The 17,968-nt window shown below is 48.3% G+C and carries 16 protein-coding genes; 13 read left to right on the top strand and 3 right to left on the bottom strand.

Annotated features, from left to right (window positions below; translation table 11 throughout):
* The first annotated feature begins 38 nt into the window (after positions 1-38).
* From mnmE to noc, 4 genes are all read left to right on the top strand, one after another.
* Positions 39-1,424, top strand: coding sequence for a tRNA uridine-5-carboxymethylaminomethyl(34) synthesis GTPase MnmE (mnmE, locus tag ACZ481_RS00630; RefSeq protein WP_464770697.1), 1,386 nt, complete (start codon positions 39-41; stop codon positions 1,422-1,424).
* A gap of 48 nt (positions 1,425-1,472) precedes the next feature.
* Positions 1,473-3,359, top strand: coding sequence for a tRNA uridine-5-carboxymethylaminomethyl(34) synthesis enzyme MnmG (gene mnmG / locus ACZ481_RS00625; protein ID WP_464768282.1), 1,887 nt, complete (start codon positions 1,473-1,475; stop codon positions 3,357-3,359).
* Between the two features lie 2 nt (positions 3,360-3,361).
* Positions 3,362-4,081, top strand: a complete 720-nt coding sequence (gene rsmG, locus ACZ481_RS00620) for a 16S rRNA (guanine(527)-N(7))-methyltransferase RsmG (RefSeq protein WP_464768281.1) — start codon at positions 3,362-3,364, stop codon at positions 4,079-4,081.
* 80 nt (positions 4,082-4,161) lie between these two features.
* Complete coding sequence (noc, locus tag ACZ481_RS00615; RefSeq protein ID WP_464768280.1) at positions 4,162-5,118, top strand: nucleoid occlusion protein; 957 nt, start codon at positions 4,162-4,164, stop codon at positions 5,116-5,118.
* Positions 5,119-5,423: 305 nt separating this feature from the next.
* Here noc and ACZ481_RS00610 read toward each other — a convergent pair whose 3' ends face one another.
* Both ACZ481_RS00610 and ACZ481_RS00605 read right to left on the bottom strand, forming a co-directional pair.
* The gene (locus ACZ481_RS00610; protein WP_464768279.1) at positions 5,424-7,799 is read right to left on the bottom strand and encodes a homocysteine S-methyltransferase family protein; all 2,376 of its coding nucleotides are present in this window, start codon (positions 7,797-7,799) and stop codon (positions 5,424-5,426) included.
* Positions 7,796-8,488, bottom strand: coding sequence for a methionine synthase (locus ACZ481_RS00605; protein WP_464768278.1), 693 nt, complete (start codon positions 8,486-8,488; stop codon positions 7,796-7,798). The genes ACZ481_RS00610 and ACZ481_RS00605 overlap by 4 nt, the downstream gene beginning before the upstream one ends.
* Before the next feature lie 226 nt (positions 8,489-8,714).
* Here ACZ481_RS00605 and ACZ481_RS00600 point away from each other — a divergent pair, with 226 nt between their 5' ends.
* The 9 genes from ACZ481_RS00600 (at position 8,715) to ACZ481_RS00560 (ending at position 17,060) form a co-directional block, all read left to right on the top strand.
* Positions 8,715-9,476 (top strand): ParA family protein, encoded by a 762-nt coding sequence (locus ACZ481_RS00600; RefSeq protein ID WP_464768277.1) that lies wholly within the window; start codon positions 8,715-8,717, stop codon positions 9,474-9,476.
* Positions 9,469-10,380: a ParB/RepB/Spo0J family partition protein gene (locus ACZ481_RS00595; protein ID WP_464768276.1), complete on the top strand. Its 912-nt coding sequence runs from the start codon at positions 9,469-9,471 to the stop codon at positions 10,378-10,380. Before ACZ481_RS00600 ends, ACZ481_RS00595 begins: the two co-directional genes overlap by 8 nt.
* Before the next feature lie 225 nt (positions 10,381-10,605).
* A complete protein-coding gene (locus tag ACZ481_RS00590; protein ID WP_464768275.1) occupies positions 10,606-12,003 on the top strand; it encodes an aspartate ammonia-lyase in 1,398 nt (465 codons plus the stop codon).
* A gap of 16 nt (positions 12,004-12,019) precedes the next feature.
* Positions 12,020-13,243 carry a [FeFe] hydrogenase H-cluster maturation GTPase HydF gene (gene hydF, locus ACZ481_RS00585; RefSeq protein WP_464768274.1) on the top strand — a complete coding sequence of 408 codons (1,224 nt, stop codon included), beginning with the start codon at positions 12,020-12,022 and terminating at the stop codon, positions 13,241-13,243.
* Between the two features lie 11 nt (positions 13,244-13,254).
* A complete protein-coding gene (locus ACZ481_RS00580) occupies positions 13,255-14,409 on the top strand; it encodes an aminotransferase class V-fold PLP-dependent enzyme (RefSeq protein ID WP_464768273.1) in 1,155 nt (384 codons plus the stop codon).
* On the top strand, positions 14,406-15,101 hold the full coding sequence (locus tag ACZ481_RS00575; protein ID WP_464768272.1) for a DUF554 domain-containing protein: 696 nt from the start codon (positions 14,406-14,408) through the stop codon (positions 15,099-15,101). The genes ACZ481_RS00580 and ACZ481_RS00575 overlap by 4 nt, the downstream gene beginning before the upstream one ends.
* A 41-nt stretch (positions 15,102-15,142) precedes the next feature.
* A complete protein-coding gene (locus tag ACZ481_RS00570) occupies positions 15,143-15,658 on the top strand; it encodes a DUF4446 family protein (protein ID WP_464768271.1) in 516 nt (171 codons plus the stop codon).
* Between the two features lie 241 nt (positions 15,659-15,899).
* Positions 15,900-16,664: a M23 family metallopeptidase gene (locus ACZ481_RS00565; RefSeq protein WP_464768270.1), complete on the top strand. Its 765-nt coding sequence runs from the start codon at positions 15,900-15,902 to the stop codon at positions 16,662-16,664.
* A 15-nt stretch (positions 16,665-16,679) separates the two neighbouring features.
* Positions 16,680-17,060 (top strand): bactofilin family protein, encoded by a 381-nt coding sequence (locus ACZ481_RS00560; RefSeq protein WP_464768269.1) that lies wholly within the window; start codon positions 16,680-16,682, stop codon positions 17,058-17,060.
* Between the two features lie 139 nt (positions 17,061-17,199).
* Here the strand turns inward: ACZ481_RS00560 and yyaC are convergent, their stop codons facing one another.
* Positions 17,200-17,829, bottom strand: a complete 630-nt coding sequence (gene yyaC / locus ACZ481_RS00555) for a spore protease YyaC (RefSeq protein ID WP_464768268.1) — start codon at positions 17,827-17,829, stop codon at positions 17,200-17,202.
* Positions 17,830-17,968 lie beyond the last annotated feature (139 nt).

The raw sequence follows: 17,968 nt of genomic DNA, 5'->3' as shown, positions 1-17,968 counted from the left end.
GAGTATATGTCTCGAGGAGTGAAGTTTTTTTGAATAGGCTGACAGACGATGATACAATTAGCGCTATAGCTACGGCGGTGGGCGAGGGCGGCATTGGTATTGTCAGAATTAGCGGCAATAAAGCTGTGGCTATTGCTGACAAGCTGTTCACCAGTAAAAGCGGCAAGCAGGCAGCACAGTTTGCTTCACATCAAGTTGTATATGGTGACATTATTGACCCGGAGACGGGCGAGACTGTTGATGAGGTGCTGTTAATCCTTATGCGGGCGCCCCGGTCTTATACCCGGGAGGATATTGTCGAAATTCATTGTCACGGTGGACCTGTGCCGTTAAAGAAAATGTTAGCGCTGACGCTGGGGCAGGGTTCAAGGCTGGCTGAGCCTGGTGAGTTTACAAAACGGGCTTTTTTAAATGGGCGGCTTGACCTGGCTCAAGCTGAGGCTGTTATTGATATTATCAGATCAAAAACTGATGCTTCGCTTAAGCTGGCAGTAGGCAATCTTTCCGGGCGATTGTCAACAGAGATTAAACAGCTGCGCCATGTCATTCTTAGTATGATTGCCCAGCTGGAAGCGGCTATTGACTTTCCGGAAGAGGATATTGAGGAAGCGGCAGCCGCTGATGTAGCCCGGCTTATCCTTCAGGCGCAGGCTGATGTCGATAAACTGCTGGCTACAGCGCAGACCGGCAGGATTCTCCGGGAAGGTTTGGCGACGGTAATTATTGGCAAGCCTAATGTGGGCAAGTCTAGCCTGCTTAACGCCCTGCTGAAAGAGAAAAGGGCTATTGTTACCGATATTCCCGGTACGACCAGAGATAGTATTGAAGAATATGTTAACATCCGCGGGATACCGCTTAAAATAATTGATACGGCCGGCATTCATGACACCACTGACGTTGTGGAGAAAATAGGTGTCGAAAAGGCCAAAGCCTTAGTAAAGCAGGCTGATCTCGTTTTACTGCTTTTAGATGCCTCCAAGCCGCTAGCCCCGGAAGACCGGGCTGTATTAGCGCTGCTTGCGGGGCAGCAGGCTATTATTGTCGTCAATAAAAATGATTTACCCCCTTTGCTTGATTTTACAGAACTGAAGCAGTATATTGGCAGCAGGCTGACCGTAAAAACTTCGCTAACGCAAGGCGATGGCCTGGCTGAACTGGAGGAGATGATAAGCAACTTAGTTTATCAGGGGCAGGTTAGCCAGGGGGAAGCCGCTTTTGTGAATAATGTGCGTCATGCCGATGCTTTAAGGCAAACGAAGCAACGCTTGGCTGAGGCGCTGGCAACAATTGAGGACGGCATGCCGCCGGACTGCATTGTTGTTGATCTGCGGGCCGCCTGGGAGAAATTAGGGGGAATTACGGGCGACACGATTGGTGAGGATATTATTAATCAGATTTTTTCCCAGTTTTGTATTGGTAAGTGAACCGTCATATAAAAAAGAGTTAGTTTTGTTATTAAGAGGTGAAGGCCGTTGTTTCAGGCAGGAAAATATGATGTAATAGTGGTTGGTGCTGGACACGCCGGCTGTGAAGCCGCCCTGGCAGCTGCGCGGTTAGGCTGCCGGACGCTCATAACTACACTTAATCTGGATAATATAGCGATGATGCCGTGTAATCCTGCCGTAGGCGGACCGGCTAAAGGCCATCTGGTGCGGGAGATTGACGCACTAGGCGGCCAAATGGGTATTAATACTGATAAAACCTGTATCCAGGTGCGGATGCTGAATACCGGCAAAGGCCCTGCTGTTCATGCTTTGCGGGCACAGGCTGATAAACAGCTGTATCAGCTAACGATGAAGCATACACTGGAAATGCAGCCCGGTTTGGATGTTAAACAGGCACTGATCGAGCAGATACTTGTTGAAAACGGGCAGGTCGCAGGTGTTGTTACGGAGTTAGGGGAGTTGTACACTGCTGCCTGTGTGATAATAGCCACCGGTACTTATCTGCGCGGCCGGGTTATTATTGGTGATATTAATTATCCTGGCGGGCCGGCCGGGCAGCGGCCGGCGATAACTTTGTCCGCGGCCCTTCGCGATTTAGGTATTACGCTCATGCGGTTTAAGACCGGAACCCCGGCCAGAGTGGATGCCCGGACTGTAGATACAGGGAAAATGACAATACAGCCTGGTGATGAGATTACCCATAATTTTTCGTTTATGAGTGATATTATGACCCGGAAGCAGGTACCCTGCTGGCTTACTTACACAAATGCCGGGACCCATGCTATTATCAGAGAAAACATGCACCGGTCCCCTTTATATATGGGTATAATTGAAGGGACAGGGCCGCGTTATTGCCCGTCAATTGAGGATAAAGTCGTCCGTTTTGCTGATAAATTAGCACACCAGGTTTTTGTCGAGCCGGAAGGTACGGGAACTACTGAGATGTATGTGCAGGGGATGTCAACAAGCTTGCCTGTTGATGTGCAGATGGCTTTTTTGCGGACCATTCCCGGACTGGAGAACGCAGAAGTCATGCGGGTCGGCTATGCGATTGAATATGACTGTATTGACCCGACAGAACTAAAGCCAACCCTGGAAACGAAAAAGATCAGCGGGCTGTTTTCCTCCGGGCAGGCTAACGGCACCTCCGGCTATGAGGAAGCGGCCGCTCAGGGACTGATAGCCGGTATTAATGCCGCGCTGCTGATACAGGCCAAGCCTCCCTTTATTTTATCGCGGGCCGATGCTTATATTGGCGTGTTGATTGATGATCTGGTGACTAAGGGCACCAGTGAGCCTTACCGGATTATGACGTCGCGAGCCGAATACCGGTTAATTCTCCGGCAGGATAATGCCGACCTTCGCCTGACGGAAAAAGGCCGCAAGCTTGGTTTGGTCAGTGATGAAAGGTATGAGCGGTTTACTGTTAAGCGTAATGCAATTGAAAGTACGCTGGCCCTGTTAAAAAACAGACACATTACGCCTGTGGCTGAGGTACAAAGTAAATTAGCTGCGCTTGGTACGGCCGAATTGCGCACAGGCATTACTTTGTATGATTTGCTTAGGCGGACGGAAATCACTTATGAGGCCATACGGCCCCATTTTGATTTGCCTGATATACCGCCATTAGTTCGTGAACAGATTGAAATAGCTGTTAAATATGAAGGTTATATCCAAAAACAAGTTGAACAGGTTGAACGCTCCGCCAAACTGGAGGCCAAGCTGTTGCCGGCAGACATTGATTACAATCATATCAGTGGTCTGGCATTAGAAGCCAGGCAGAAGCTTAATAAAATTCGGCCGCTGTCAGTGGGGCAGGCGGCACGAATATCGGGTGTATCCCCTGCCGATATTTCCATATTGATGGTGTATCTGGAACAACGACGCAGCCGGCGGGATAATAAAGGGGGCTAGGTATGGAAGAGTTTAAAAAACTGCTGGCGCAAGCGTCGTTTGCGTATGGTCTGATATTATCAGAAAGTCAGTTAACAGCAATGGCAGTTTATTATCAGCTACTGATTGAATGGAATAAAAAAATAAACCTGACGGCTATTACCCAGCCACAGGATGTGGCTGTTAAACATATCATTGACTCTCTCTCCTGTTACCGGCAGGATATTTTTCAGGATAATGCCCACATGATTGATGTTGGCACCGGTGCCGGATTTCCCGGTATTCCGCTTAAAATTTACCGTCCAGACCTAAAACTGACCCTTATGGATTCCCTTAATAAGCGATTGCTGTTTTTACAGGCGGTGACCGACAGTCTTGGCCTGCCGGATGTTGAGCTTGTGCATGCCCGGGCGGAAGAGGGCGGCAAAGGCAGGCAATACCGGGAAAAATTCCAGATTGCCGTATCGCGCGCTGTGGCCAGGCTAAATATCTTATGTGAGCTCTGCTTGCCTTTTATTCGTACAGGCGGCTGGTTTATAGCCCTGAAAGGCACTCAATACGAAGAGGAGGCGGCAGAAGCAGCCCGGGCTGTAGCAGTCCTTGGTGGACGTATCGAGCGTATGGAACCTGTCCGTTTGCCCGGCATTGATGATAAAAGAGCCGTTATTTATATTAAAAAGATTGCGGCAACGCCGCCTGAATATCCACGCAGGCCGGGAACGCCGGAAAAAAAGCCACTCTAAGTTAGAGGAAAATTCCAGTTTTTGCAGAATACATATATAATAAACGCAAGTTGCAAATGTTGTTTGTAGGTGGTGGAAACATGAGAAATTTGGCCAAGCTGTTTGGTATTGGAGATGCTTCGCCAACTATTCCCGAACTTGTGCCCGATAAAAGTTCTGCCGTTATTGTTGATGAAATAGTTGCAGCTAGACCTGCTCTAAATACAGATACAGAGTCTGTTGATGAAACGCAATCAGTGCAAAAGGTGGCGCCTGACAGCATTATTCCCAATCCTTTTCAGCCAAGGAAAACCTTTAATGATGATTCGTTGCAGGAATTGGCTGCTTCCATTCGTGAGTTTGGGGTCATTCAGCCGTTGTTGGTCCGGAGGCGGGGGACTGTTTATGAATTGATTGCCGGTGAACGGCGATTGCGGGCTTCGCGTTTGGCTGGATTGCCGGAGGTCCCGGTGATTATACGGGAGCTTGAGGACCAAGAGATGGCAGAGTTGGCCATGATTGAGAATCTGCAGCGTGAAGATCTGCATTTTTTGGAAGAAGCGGAAGGGTATCAGCATTTGATTGCGAGCTTTAATTTTACCCAGGAAGAACTGGCCAGGCGGGTAGGGAAGAATCAATCAACAATTGCCAATAAACTTCGGTTGTTAAAACTTGCGTCAGAAGTACGGCAGGCTGTAGTTGAGCAAAAGTTAACCGAACGCCATGCCCGGGCCTTATTAAAAATTGAGGATACTAACGTACAGTTGGAAGTACTCGGCGGGGTACTGGAAAAAGGCTTAAATGTAAGAGAAACAGAGGATTTAATTGAAAACTATACCCGTAATATTTCCCGGGAAAAGGAGAAACAGGCAACCCCCAAACAAACGGTTGTAAAAATAATTAAGGATGTGCGCATCTTTATCAATACGATCAATAGTGTTGTCAGTCAAATGAAAAAAAGCGGTATGGATATCAAGGTCAAACAGGATATTGATGGTGATTATATTAATATTAATATTCAGGTTAAAAATAGTCGCCCGCAACCGCCTGTAAAATAAAAACTGCCCTCTTAATTACTGTTATAATTATAGCTATAATTATAAATTCCTGATACCAGATAAAACATGGTATCAGGAATTTTTTATCCTGATAGAAAGGTTAACTTTCCCTGGATAAGGGCAACATCGGCTTGAGCTTTCTCCACAGGCCCGGCGCAAGCCGCGTTTTTTTATTGGGCTATATGGTTGCTGGTTGTTTCTGGCGGCAGTGATGGCTGTAGTGGCTGGCGTGATAGTTACCGGCAGTCTTTTTTGAGCGAACTTAGCTCAGGGCAGGCCCCGTGCCAGCGGATTTTAGCTGCGCGCTAATTGTTGTTGCGTAGCAGTTGTTTGGCAATATTGACTGCAGCTATTCCGTTGGCGGCATAGGCATCGGCGCCAGCCTGCTGGGCGTAGCTTTCGGTAAGCACAGCACCGCCGACAATTGTTTTGACTGCAAAACCTGCCGTCTTCAGAGCGTTTATAGTTATGTCAACTTGCGGCAGGGTAGTTGTCATCAGCGCACAAAGACCGATGATATGGGGCTGGTGCTCTTTGGTAGCGGCTACAATGGCTGCTGGTGCAACATCTTTTCCTAAGTCGATAACCGTGAAGCCGTTGTTCTCCAGCAGGGCAGCAACAATGTTTTTACCGAGGTCGTGAATATCTCCCTTTACAGTGGCTAACAGTACGGTTCCCAGGCTTTGGGTAGTATGAGCCGGGAGAACCTCTTTAATTGTATTAAAAGCAACACGCATGGTTTCAGCTGACAGTAAGACCTGCGGTAAAAAGCAGCGCCCCTGGCCGAAAGCCTGTCCCACTTCATTCATGGCTGCTGTTAAAGACTGGTCGGTGATAGTAAGCGGTGAATAGTTTTCGGCAAGTGCCTGACGGATGAGCGGGGCAACACCGGAGGTTTCACCATTAATAACCGTTTGCCGGATCTGCGTTAATATGTCAGGCTCCGTATTGCTAACGGCAACTGCCGGGGCGGGCTGTTCAACATACCTTTTGCTGTAAGCAATCGCTTGGCTGTCATGGCCGCCGAGGGCGGAGGCTGCTGACCAGATATCCTGCATAAGCGGATCAAAGGGGTTCAGGATTGGAGCATCAAGGCCTGAGGCAAGTGCCATTGCGCAAAAAGAGGCATTCATTAAATCGCGCCGGGGCAGGCCGAAAGAGACGTTGCTGAGGCCCATAACGGCAGGGCAGCCAAAATGCTCTCGGTATAATTTGAGTGTTAGTAATGTTTCGGCGGCAGCCCGGGCATCTGTTGCCACTGTCATGACTAAGGCGTCAAGCAACAGGTCTTGCCGTTTTAGCCCATATTCGATTGCCCTGTCAATGATTTGTTGGGCAACTTTTATTCGTTCTGCGGCTGTAGTGGGAACACCGCCATCAGATAGCGGCAGGCATAATACGGTTGCCCCGTATTTTTTCGCTAGGGGTAAGAAGCTTTCCAGCCTTTCGGTTTCCGCTGTGACCGAATTGATCAGAGCCCGGCCGGGATAAGCCCTGAGTCCGGCTTCCAAGGCGGCCGGGTCAGTTGTATCAATGGCTAACGGCACGTCAACCAAGGCCGACAATTCTTCGATAACCTGTTTCATGATTGCAGCCTGATTAATGCCGGGGACACCCATGTTGACATCCAGAATACCGGCTCCGGCTTTAATCTGGGCGAGAGCTTCTTTTTTTACTGTGACCAAGTTTCCCTCTTTAATATCCTTAGCCAAGGCTTTACGGCCAGTGGGATTGATACGTTCACCAATAATGACCGGTGCAAATCTGGGGCCCAGGAATACGCTGCGGGTCCGGCTGGTTAAGGCCGTGCAGGCTGTATAAGGCTTGGGAATAACCGGCGCGGCCAGCTGATCCGCAGCTTGCCTGATTGCTTTAATATGAGCCGGGGTAGTGCCGCAGCAGCCGCCAATATAAGTGGCTCCTGCAGCTACCAGCTTAGGAACCCAGGCCGCCATTTCGCCGGCTTTCATTGGGAAAACAGTATGGCCGTTGATTAATTCCGGCATGCCTGCATTGGGCTGAACACTGATTGCTAAGGAGCTGGACTGGGCTAAGGTTTCAATTACCGGCAAGAGCTGAGCAGGGCCTAAAGAACAATTAGCGCCTATGATTGATGCTCCCATAGCTTCCAGGGTGATGGCGGCTGTGCGGGGGTCGGTGCCGGTTACCGTGCGGCCGTCAGCATCAAAGGATAGCTGACAGATGATGGGTTTGTCGGTTGCTGCTTTGGCAGCCAGGAGAGCTGCCCGCATTTCCTGTATATCAATGATCGTTTCAATAATTATAAAATCAGTTCCGGCTTGGTCCAACGCGCTTATTTGCTCAAAAAATACGTCATAGGCGGTAGCAAAGGATAAATCACCCAGTGGGGCAATAAACTTGCCGGTAGGCCCGACAGAGCCGGCAATCCGGGCATGAGGGCCTGCGGCCTGGCGGGCTGCTGTTACGGCAGCGGCATTTATGGCACCTGTTTTCTTTTCAAGGCCGTAATGAGCTAATTTTATGCGATTGCCACCAAAGGTATTGGTTTCTATTATTGTTGCTCCGGCTGCAATATATTGACGATGAATTTCTGTTATTTTTTCCGGTTGGGTAATATTCCAGGCTTCAGGGCATTCTCCTGGTGCTAAGCCTGCTTGGTGCAACATCGTTCCCATTGCCCCGTCAAAAACATGGATCATTCAGTTGTGTTCTCCTTTCGTGCATGACACCCCGGCTGTCCGCATTTATCGCATGACAGTACTTGCTCATGATGCATATTTAGTACTTGGTGATAAGGATGTAAACCAATGATAGCTGTGACTGATTTGCGCGGTACAAGCATTTTGGTATCTGTAACGCTCAGGTCGATAGAAGCACCTGCGGCTAAATCAAGAATTTCAGGCTGTACATCAATTGGCCAGCCGCCGTAACCCGGACTAAAGCGGCGGCCGGCTGTAAGCCCGGCACGGGCAGCTTGCCCGGCTATTACATAACAGACGGCATTACAGGTCATTTCTACGGCTGCTGTGCCGGCGGCATCTAATAATAGTCCTAGCGTATATTGATTTTTAGAAAATAGATTGGATACTTCCTGTTCAAGAATGATGCCGATGGTGGCCGCCATGACCGCTACTTCCGTTGCTCCCTCCAGATGCTTGATTATACTGCTGGCTGTAAGTGTCAGCGGCGAAGAAGGAGACATAATAGTATGCGCGTCCTGATCATAGGCATAAACCTGCCACACTCCTCTGGGCGTAGCCAAAAGCTGAGCTTGCGTGCATGCTTCAGAAAGGAGTGGTGCGGAAAAATCAGTTTTACCGCTTAACCCTGCATAGCGTTTGGTTTCATCAAGGTCTATAGTCGTTAACCGGGGATGATATATCGGCATGGGAATGACCCCTCCTTAATGAAGTGCGGTATTACTAGCATTATATTATATTTTGCCAATTAGTTAAAGCTGTGATATCTGCTGATTTATAAATATTTTATCGATTGTAAGGCATCATGACCAAGTTTTTCATATCTAAAAAATATTTGGCAGGAAATTATGCATAGCTGGGAGAATGAAAGGATGAAAACGATTCTAATGATACATCTATTTGAGGTGAACTGGTTTGGTAAAAGTGATTGCTATCGCCAATCAAAAAGGAGGAGTTGGCAAGACGACAACAGCGGTTAATTTGTCGGCTTGTCTGGCTGAACTGGGTAAAAGAGTGCTGCTTATTGATATTGACCCGCAGGGTAACTCCACTAGTGGATTGGGATTCAATAAAGGCTCAATTAAACGTTGTGTCTACGATGCACTGGTAAACGATGTACCGCTGGAAACAATTGTAGTTCAGACCGAAATCACCAATCTTAAGCTGCTGCCGGCAACAATTCAATTGGCCGGAGCCGAAATTGAGCTTGTTTCCATGATGTCCCGTGAGGGAAAACTAAAGCGAGCCCTGGATAAGGCAAAGTTCAGTTATGAATATGTTTTGATTGATTGTCCGCCTTCTTTAGGCTTATTAACAATTAATTCATTGACAGCTGCTAACTCGGTGCTGGTTCCTATTCAATGCGAGTTTTATGCATTGGAGGGCTTGACCCAGTTGATGAATACTGTGAGTCTGGTTCAAAAAAACTTAAATCCTGTTTTGACGTTGGAAGGGGTTGTGCTTACTATGTTTGATGCCCGTACCAACTTATCCATTCAGGTCGTCGATGAGGTAAAGAATCATTTTCGCCATAAAGTATATCAAACAATTATTCCCCGTAATGTCCGTTTGAGTGAGGCGCCCAGTCATGGGCAGCCTGTTATAAAATATGATCCTAAATCTAAAGGTACAGAAGTATATTTTGATTTAGCACGCGAGGTGATTGGTGATGAGTAAACGGGGATTGGGCCGAGGGTTGGATGCTTTGTTCGGGGCGCCCGGCAAGGGGGAAGCGGAGTGTGCCAATGAAATTGCGCTTGCCGATATTAGTCCTAACCCTCATCAACCCAGGCAAAATTTTGATGAAGAGGCATTGGCTGAACTGGCTCAATCTATCAGGCAACATGGGGTTATTCAGCCGGTTATTGTACGAAAAACACTTAGCGGTTACGAACTGGTGGCTGGCGAACGGCGCTGGCGGGCTTCACAACTGGCCGGCTTAAAACAGATTCCGGCAGTTATCCGCGATTATACCGATGCGGAAATGATGGAGATCGCCTTAATTGAAAATCTTCAGCGTCAGAATCTTAATCCGATTGAAGAGGCCATGGCGTTCCGGCGGCTAATGGAGGAGTATGGCCTGACGCAGGAAGAGGTTGCACAAAAGATTGGGCGCAGCCGGTCAATGATTGCTAATATTGTGCGCTTGCTTAACCTGCAGAGTGAAGTTCAGGATTTTGTTTCACGTGGAACATTATCTATCGGACAAGCCAGACCGCTGTTAGCACTGACTGTGCCTGCGGTGCAGCTTGAAGCTGCAAAACAAATTATTGAGGACGATTTATCTGCGCGGGATGCGGAGGAACTCGTACGCCGGTTAGCTGCCCGCCGCCCGGCGAAGAAGAATGAAGTTAATGTCGAGCCGGAAAACATGGAGGAAACGCAACAGTTTTTCATGAATGAATTTGAGGATCGACTGAAAATGATATTAGGTACGCAAGTGCGAATTAAGCCGGGTAAAACGAAAAGTAAAATTGAAATAGAGTATTATTCACCGGAAGATTTAGAACGGATTATGGAAATGCTGTCTAGCCGGCAGGAGACTGCTAATGCTGGTTTTCGTGGCCAGCTGGTCGTATAAATAAAATGTTTCACGTGAAACATTATTTATGGATGCTGAACAAGTGTCTTGGCCCTGTTATATTTTAGTTTTAGGGCGAGACAAAATGGCCAAGGGCAAGGAAGCACCGACGACGCATACGGGAAGGGGTCTGCTAGGAGGGGCTGACGCCGCCATTGGTCATTTTGGCCGTCATCAAACTAAACAGATAATGTGGTCAAGACACCAGGGTGGAGGTAGCTGGATATGAGGCTGGAGAAAGATATGTTAGGAGAGCGGGAAGTTCCTGACAATGTATATTATGGAATTTATACGTTGCGGGCCATGGAGAACTTCCCGTTATCCGGTTATAAGGTTTCCTCTTCGTTAATCAAGGCGATCTGTTTAATTAAAAAGTCAGCTGCAGAAGTTAATAGTGAATTGGGTTATCTCCCCCAAAACAAAGCCCAGGCCATAGCGGCTGCGGCTACAGAGGTAATGAACGGCGAATGGAGTGAACAGTTTGTAGTTGATGCCTTGCAGGGCGGAGCCGGGACCTCGACCAATATGAATGTGAATGAGGTGCTTGCTAACAGGGCGATTGAAATCTTGGGAGGACGTCGCGGCGACTATGATATAGTCCATCCTCTAAATCATGTTAATATGCATCAATCTACGAATGATGTGTATCCGACGGCGCTTAGAATTGCAGCAATATGGCTGCTTAAGCCGTTAAGCGAGAGTTGTGCCGGACTCCAGGCGGCATTGCAGGCCAAAGAAGAAGAGTTTGCCGGGGTAATAAAGGTCGGCCGCACCGAGATGCAAGATGCGGTTCCGGTAATGCTAGGACAGGAGTTTAGTGCTTACGCCGGTGCGATTGCCCGGGACCGCTGGCGGCTGCATAAGGTTGAGGAACGGTTGCGGCAGGCCGCACTAGGAGGCACGGCAATTGGTACAGGTCTAAATGCCGACAGGAAATATATCTTCATGGTAAATGACCGGGTTCGTCAATATGCCGGCGTTGGTTTAGCCAGGGCAGAAAATATGATTGATGTTATTCAAAATGCCGATGTTTTTGTCGAGGTAGCGGGTCTGCTGAAAGCATTGGCGGTGAATCTGGGAAAGCTGGCCCATGACCTTAGGCTGCTCTCATCCGGCCCTATGGCCGGGCTGGGTGAGATACGGCTGCCGGAACGGCAGGCCGGGTCATCGATTATGCCCGGTAAGGTAAACCCGATTATTCCGGAAGCGGTTAATCAAGTGGCCTTTCATGTCATGGCTTCTGATATTGCCATTGCTATGGCTGCCCAGTCCGGGCAGCTTGAGCTTAATCCTTTTATGCCGTTGATTGCGCACCATCTGTTGGAAAGCCTGTTCATACTAACAAATGCGGTAAATATTCTTAGTGAGTTTTGTGTCCAGGGAATTATGGCCGATGCCGAGCGCTGCCAGTTGTTACTATCAGGCAGTCAGGTCAGCGTTACGGCATTGGTTCCTCATATTGGCTATGACCTGGCTGCAAAGGTTGCCCGCCTGGCTATGAAGTCTGGTGTCAGTGTGCGTCAGGCAGCCCTGGAATTAGCTGTCTTGCCTGCAAACGAGCTTGATAGCATACTGGACCCCCGGGCTATGACCCGGCCAGGAATCGCCGGATCACAAAAATAGAAGGGTGGGAGAAGCTATGCAAGAAACCCCCAAGGGGTCGCGGCTGCATATTGCGATCTTTGGCCGGCGGAATGCCGGCAAGTCAAGCTTGATTAATGCCCTCACCAGCCAGGATATTGCACTGGTCTCAGCTGTGCCGGGGACAACGACTGATCCTGTGTATAAGGCGATGGAGATACTGCCGATTGGACCGGTAATGATTATTGACACCGCCGGCATTGATGATGTGGGTGATTTGGGGAAATTAAGGGTTGAGCGTACATTGCAGGTTCTCAATAAAGCAGATTTAGCCATTGTCGTCATTGAACCTGAACAAGGGGTGACTGAGTTTGAGCAGCTGCTGGTGCAAAATATCCGCAAGCGGGGATTGCCCTTAGCCGGTGTTGTCAACAAAAGCGATATTATGCCGGTTACAACGGCAACGATGGCTAAGTTCAGCGCGTTGCTGGATTTACCGTTAAGCAGTATCAGTGCCAAAAATGGTCAGGGCATTGAAGAACTGAAACGATTAATTATCAAGTTAGCACCGGATAACTGGGAGGGTCCGCCGGTTATTGGCGATTTAGTGTCACCGGGAGATACGGTGGTATTAGTTGTACCTATTGATTTAGCAGCCCCCAAAGGACGCCTGATTTTGCCTCAGGTCCAAACCATACGTGATATTTTAGATAATGATGCCTGTGCTGTGGTTGTTAAAGAACGTGAGCTAAGAGAAACTTTGGCAGGGCTCAAAAGCCCGCCGCGGTTGGTTGTTACTGACTCACAGGAATTTATGAAGGTTGGGGCCGATACCCCGCCAGGTGTTATGTTGACATCATTTTCAATTTTAATGGCCCGCCATAAAGGCGATCTTGAGACCCTGGTGACAGGCGCCAAAGCCATCGGGTCACTACAGCCTGGCGATAAGGTGCTTGTTGCGGAAGGGTGTACCCATCACCGGCAGGCTGATGATATTGGCAGGGTTAAGATTCCCCGCTGGCTTAGACAGTCGGTCGGGGGCGAGCTGGATTTTGAATGGTTTTCCGGGAGTTCATATCCACCTGATTTGAAAAAATATAAATTGATTGTCCATTGCGGCGCCTGCATGCTTAATCGGCGGGAAATGCTCTATCGCCTGGCACTGGCTAGGGAAGCGGGTGTACCAATTGTTAATTATGGACTGTTAATAGCTCAGGTACATGGGATTTTGCACCGGGCACTTGAGCCATTCCCCCTGGCCCGGATGATACTTGATGATTAGGAGCGAGTGTGTTGATTTATCTTGATAATGCGGCTACAACCTGGCCTAAGCCAGAGTCTGTCTATCAGGCTGTCGATAATTGCTTACGCCTGATGGGGGCGAACCCGGGACGGGGCGGCCACAGTATGGCCCGTCAAGCCAGTTTGTTATTATATGAGGCGCGTGAAGGGCTTGCCGAATTATTTGGTATTGAGGATCCGAACCAGATTGTGTTTACCCATAATGCTACCGATGCTATCTGCATGTCTGTATTTGGTCTATTGCGTCCTGGTGACAGGATTATTACAACAGCCATGGAACACAATGCTGTCGCCAGGGCTGTTCGTTTTGTTGAAGCCAAAGGCGTACACGTCACAATTATCCCCTGTTCTGACGATGGCCAGCTTGATATGACTGCAATGCGGGCCGCTATCAGCGATAAGCCCAAAGCTGTCATTATGAGCCATGCTTCCAATGTTACCGGCACAATTATGCCGGTGGCCGAGGTCGGAGAGATGACCAGGCGGCTGGGGGTTGTTCTGGTAGTTGATGCCGCGCAGACGGCCGGGGTTGAAGCGATTGATGTGGGGGCAATGGGCATTGATATACTGGCATTTAGCGGGCATAAGGGTTTACTGGGACCTCAGGGTACGGGCGGCTTATATGTAAATGAAACAGTTGGCGTAACTCCGCTTAGAGTTGGTGGCACCGGCAGTTTGTCCGAATCTGACAAGCAGCCGGAATTTATGCCTGACCGGCTGGAAAGCGGTACACCCAATACACCTGGAATTGCCGGCTTAAAAGCCGGTGTTCGCTTTATTCTGGCTACAGGCAGAATAAATATACAGGCAAAAGAATTGGCACTGACGCAATTACTGCTGGAAGGGTTAAAAGATATTGCAACGGTAAAGCTTTATGGAACTGCAAGTGCTGCCGGACGTACCGCCGTGGTATCCTTTACGCTGGCAGGCAAGGACAGTGGGCTGGTAGCCCATGCGCTTGACAGAGAATATGGCATCGCCTGCCGCGCCGGCTTGCATTGCGCCCCCTGGGCCCATGAGACATTGGGTACGATTAAAACAGGCACTGTGCGGCTGAGTCCGGGTTATTTCAATACACAGGCGGAGATAGAACAGGTAATTGCCGCCGTAAGGGCGCTGGCGCTGCAGGGAGGTTTGCGGCAATGAAAGGAACTATCGTTAATGCGGCCGCCGTTCTTGTCGGCTCCGGTCTGGGTTTGGCATTAAAACAGGGCATACCTGCGAAATATCAAAATACGATTATGCAGGGAATGGCATTGGCTGTTGGGGTCATAGGTTTACAAATGGCATTTAAAACAGAGAATATGCTTATTGTTATCTTAGGGCTGGCAATTGGCGCAGTGATAGGCGAGGCCCTTAATATTGATCATTATCTTAACAAACTGGGCGGGTGGCTGTCATTGAAACTTGGCAACCAGGGTGACAGCGGCCAAAGCAGTATCGGCCGCGGTTTTGTCACTGCCAGCCTGGTATACTGTATTGGGGCGATGTCTGTTGTTGGTGCAATTCAGGATGGTTTGACCGGTGACACCAGTACGCTGTATGCAAAATCATTGTTAGATGGAATCACAGCCATTGTTTTTACCTCAAGTATGGGTATCGGTGTAATGTTGTCCAGTATATCCGTTTTGCTGTATCAGGGGCTGATTACCTTGCTGGCCGGTTTTTTCAGTGCAGTTCTGTCCGACAATGTAATTAAGGAAATGACTGCAACTGGCGGCATTCTTATCGTTGGTGTGAGCATACTAATGCTGGAACTAAAAAAAATCAGGCTGGCCAATTTGCTGCCAGCCATTCCTGCGGCTGCTATTATTGCCTATTTTTGGCCGCCTATGTAATCTCTTTATTTGTTTGCGCAGATTAGAGGAAAGGTGATACAATGTTGAATTTGGATTTATCTCAGTATACTGTATTCATTACGCCCAATCTCCCTTATATTTTGCTGGTGCTAACGGTGCTGATTTTTCTGGCTCTTATTGTTTTTATCAATATTAATACTAAGCTGAGCCGATTGAACAGACGGTATAAAAAAATGATGGCCGGTATGGATGGCGTTAATATCGAGCGGTTACTGGTTCAGCATGTTGAAGAAGTCCGGCTGGCTGTAGAAAAGGTTGACCGCCTTGAGGGCGACTGCCGCCGTCTAGCCACAATTGCTGCTGCCTCGATTCAGTATGTCGGTGTTGTCCGTTTTAATGCTTTTGAAGATACTGGCAGTGACCTAAGCTTTGCCCTGGCCTTACTTGACGGCAATAAAACAGGGGTGGTGCTGTCCAGTATTTATGGACGGAATGAGTCCCGGGTTTACGCAAAACCAGTAATTAAGGGCGATTCTACATATTACCTGACAGAAGAAGAAAAAAGCGCATTGCATAAGGCATTGGAAAAAAGTTGATAAAATGGCAGGATTTTTGCAGATTTTGGCGAATAATATCCAATTAGGCATAAAAAAGACAATGTTTTTAAGAGGGTGATAAGTATTGAAGCTAAAAATGCCAAAACCTGACAAACGTGAATATACTCTGATGATAGTGCCTCATCATGCCAAATCTGTATTTAGTGTGCGCATACCAATTAAAACTGTCAAATATGCAGCCGCAACGCTGGGTATTTGTCTTATAATACTGTCTGGGACGATGCTTAATTATCGTTATCAGGCTCATATTGCCAACCAGGAAAAGGTGGAACTGACACAGCTGCGGGAAGAAAATAGCAAACAGTATTCACAATTAGAGGAGCTGGCGAAAACGACAGCTCAGCTACAGGAGGATATGGCCCGCCTGAATCAATTGGATGCTGATTTACGCCGCCTGGTAAATAGTGATGAATCGACTGCTATTTCCCGCTCAGCGCCAGTTAGGGTGGGAAATCATAATGGCCAAGGGGGACCTGAAAGCAAACCCGGCATTCATGAACTGAGTAATCTGGTGAAAGAGCTTGGAGCGTCGGTTCAAGAAAGGGAACAAAGCCTGCTGGATTTAAAAAATTCCCTGGTCGAGAAAAATGAGCGCCAGGCAGCCACTCCATCTATTTGGCCGACCAGTGGTGATATTACGTCCCGTTTTGGCTGGCGCAGTTCGCCTTGGGGGTGGGGCAGCGACTGGCATCCGGGGATTGATATTGCCAATGATACCGGTACGCCGGTTGTTGCCACTGCTGATGGCGTTGTTGTCAACAGTACCTGGTATGGCGGCTATGGGAAAATGGTTGAAATTGATCATGGCAACGGCATTGCTACAATTTACGGACATAATTCGGAACTGCTGGTTGCACCGGGCCAAAAAGTCAAAAAAGGCGAAACTATCGCTTATATGGGCAATACCGGTATAAGCACCGGGCCGCATTGTCATTATGAAGTCCGTGTAAACGGGACGGCCGTTAATCCGTCAAGTTTCTTATAAGGAGGAGCCGCAACCATGTTTGGCAGCAAGAAACAGGCAACTAGCATGATGAGCGAACAGGTGGGAACAATTCTCGGACGTGATACCTCATTCAAGGGGAGCATTACCTCGCAGGGGACAATCCGTATTGACGGCCAGCACGAGGGAGAACTTGTTACTGTTGGTGATGTTGTAATTGGTGAAAGTGGCCGGTTACAAGCGCAATTAAAAGCCTGTAACGCAATTATTGCCGGCACAATCTCCGGCAATATTGAGGTATCGGATAAATTGGAATTACTGCCCACAGCCAAGGTATACGGGGATATTAAGGTTGGTATTTTAACTATTAATGAGGGCGCGGTATTCCGCGGCGCCTGCCAGATGCTGAAGGAGTCGGCTGGCAGTGAAGATGAATAACAATAACCTGAAAAACCAGGATACTAGTTCTAGTATCCTGGTTTTTTACATGTCAAGCCTTTTTATCTGCTAGAAAACTAGCTTTTACTAGCTAAGGGGCAGTACCGGCTTGCAAGGCCTGTTGCTTTTATTGCCGACGTTACTGCTTGTGAAGCTGGGGGCGGCCTAAACCAAATGATAAACCATGGGCGATGGTATCCGCCATTTTCATGACCAAATTCAGGCGGGTACTCTGCAGCACCAAATGCTCCATAAAACCGCCGACATTGACAATGCCGGTTATATAGGCATTGCCGACCGGTGGCAGATCTTTGTTCACTGCAGCCCCTGGTTTAAGCGAGCCTTTTCCCAATGTAACATAACCTACATTCTCCAGTTTTCCTAAACAGGCATCCACAGCAATGACAAAGGGGGCTGTAAAAGTAGTGTTGATGGATTTGAGCATAGTCTCCAGGTTAGTGGCATGGACCGGATCATCAAGCGTGCCATAGATATGGGGAAATAAATTAATATTTTTAAGCTTAGTTCCTGTCAGCGGACCTAAGGAATCGCCTGTCGAGCGGTCGGTGCCGATGCAGAGGACGACAATGTCGCGCCCTTCGTTCCTGGCATCCTGGACAAGGGTACGCACAGACATTGCCAAGTCGTATACTGCGCTAGGCTGGGCAATATTGAACCTCGATTCCTGCGCAGGTTCAGGCGGCGGCGGGGGTTGTTTGATCGGCGAAAGTTTATTCAGGCCTGGAAAATTTAAAATATTATTTAGCATGCCACAGCTCCCGGTAAGATATTTGATATTACCATTATGTGTCAGTAGTGCTAAATCTATACGCATTAGCAGGAATTTTCCCGGCAAAAGGGGAATAAAATAAGAAAAATTTAACAATGCTTATATCTAATGATAGTTT

This window comes from Sporomusa intestinalis (assembly GCF_055383785.1).
The sequence above is the reverse complement of the archived record's forward strand: the minus strand, read 5'-3'. Positions and strand labels throughout refer to the sequence as shown.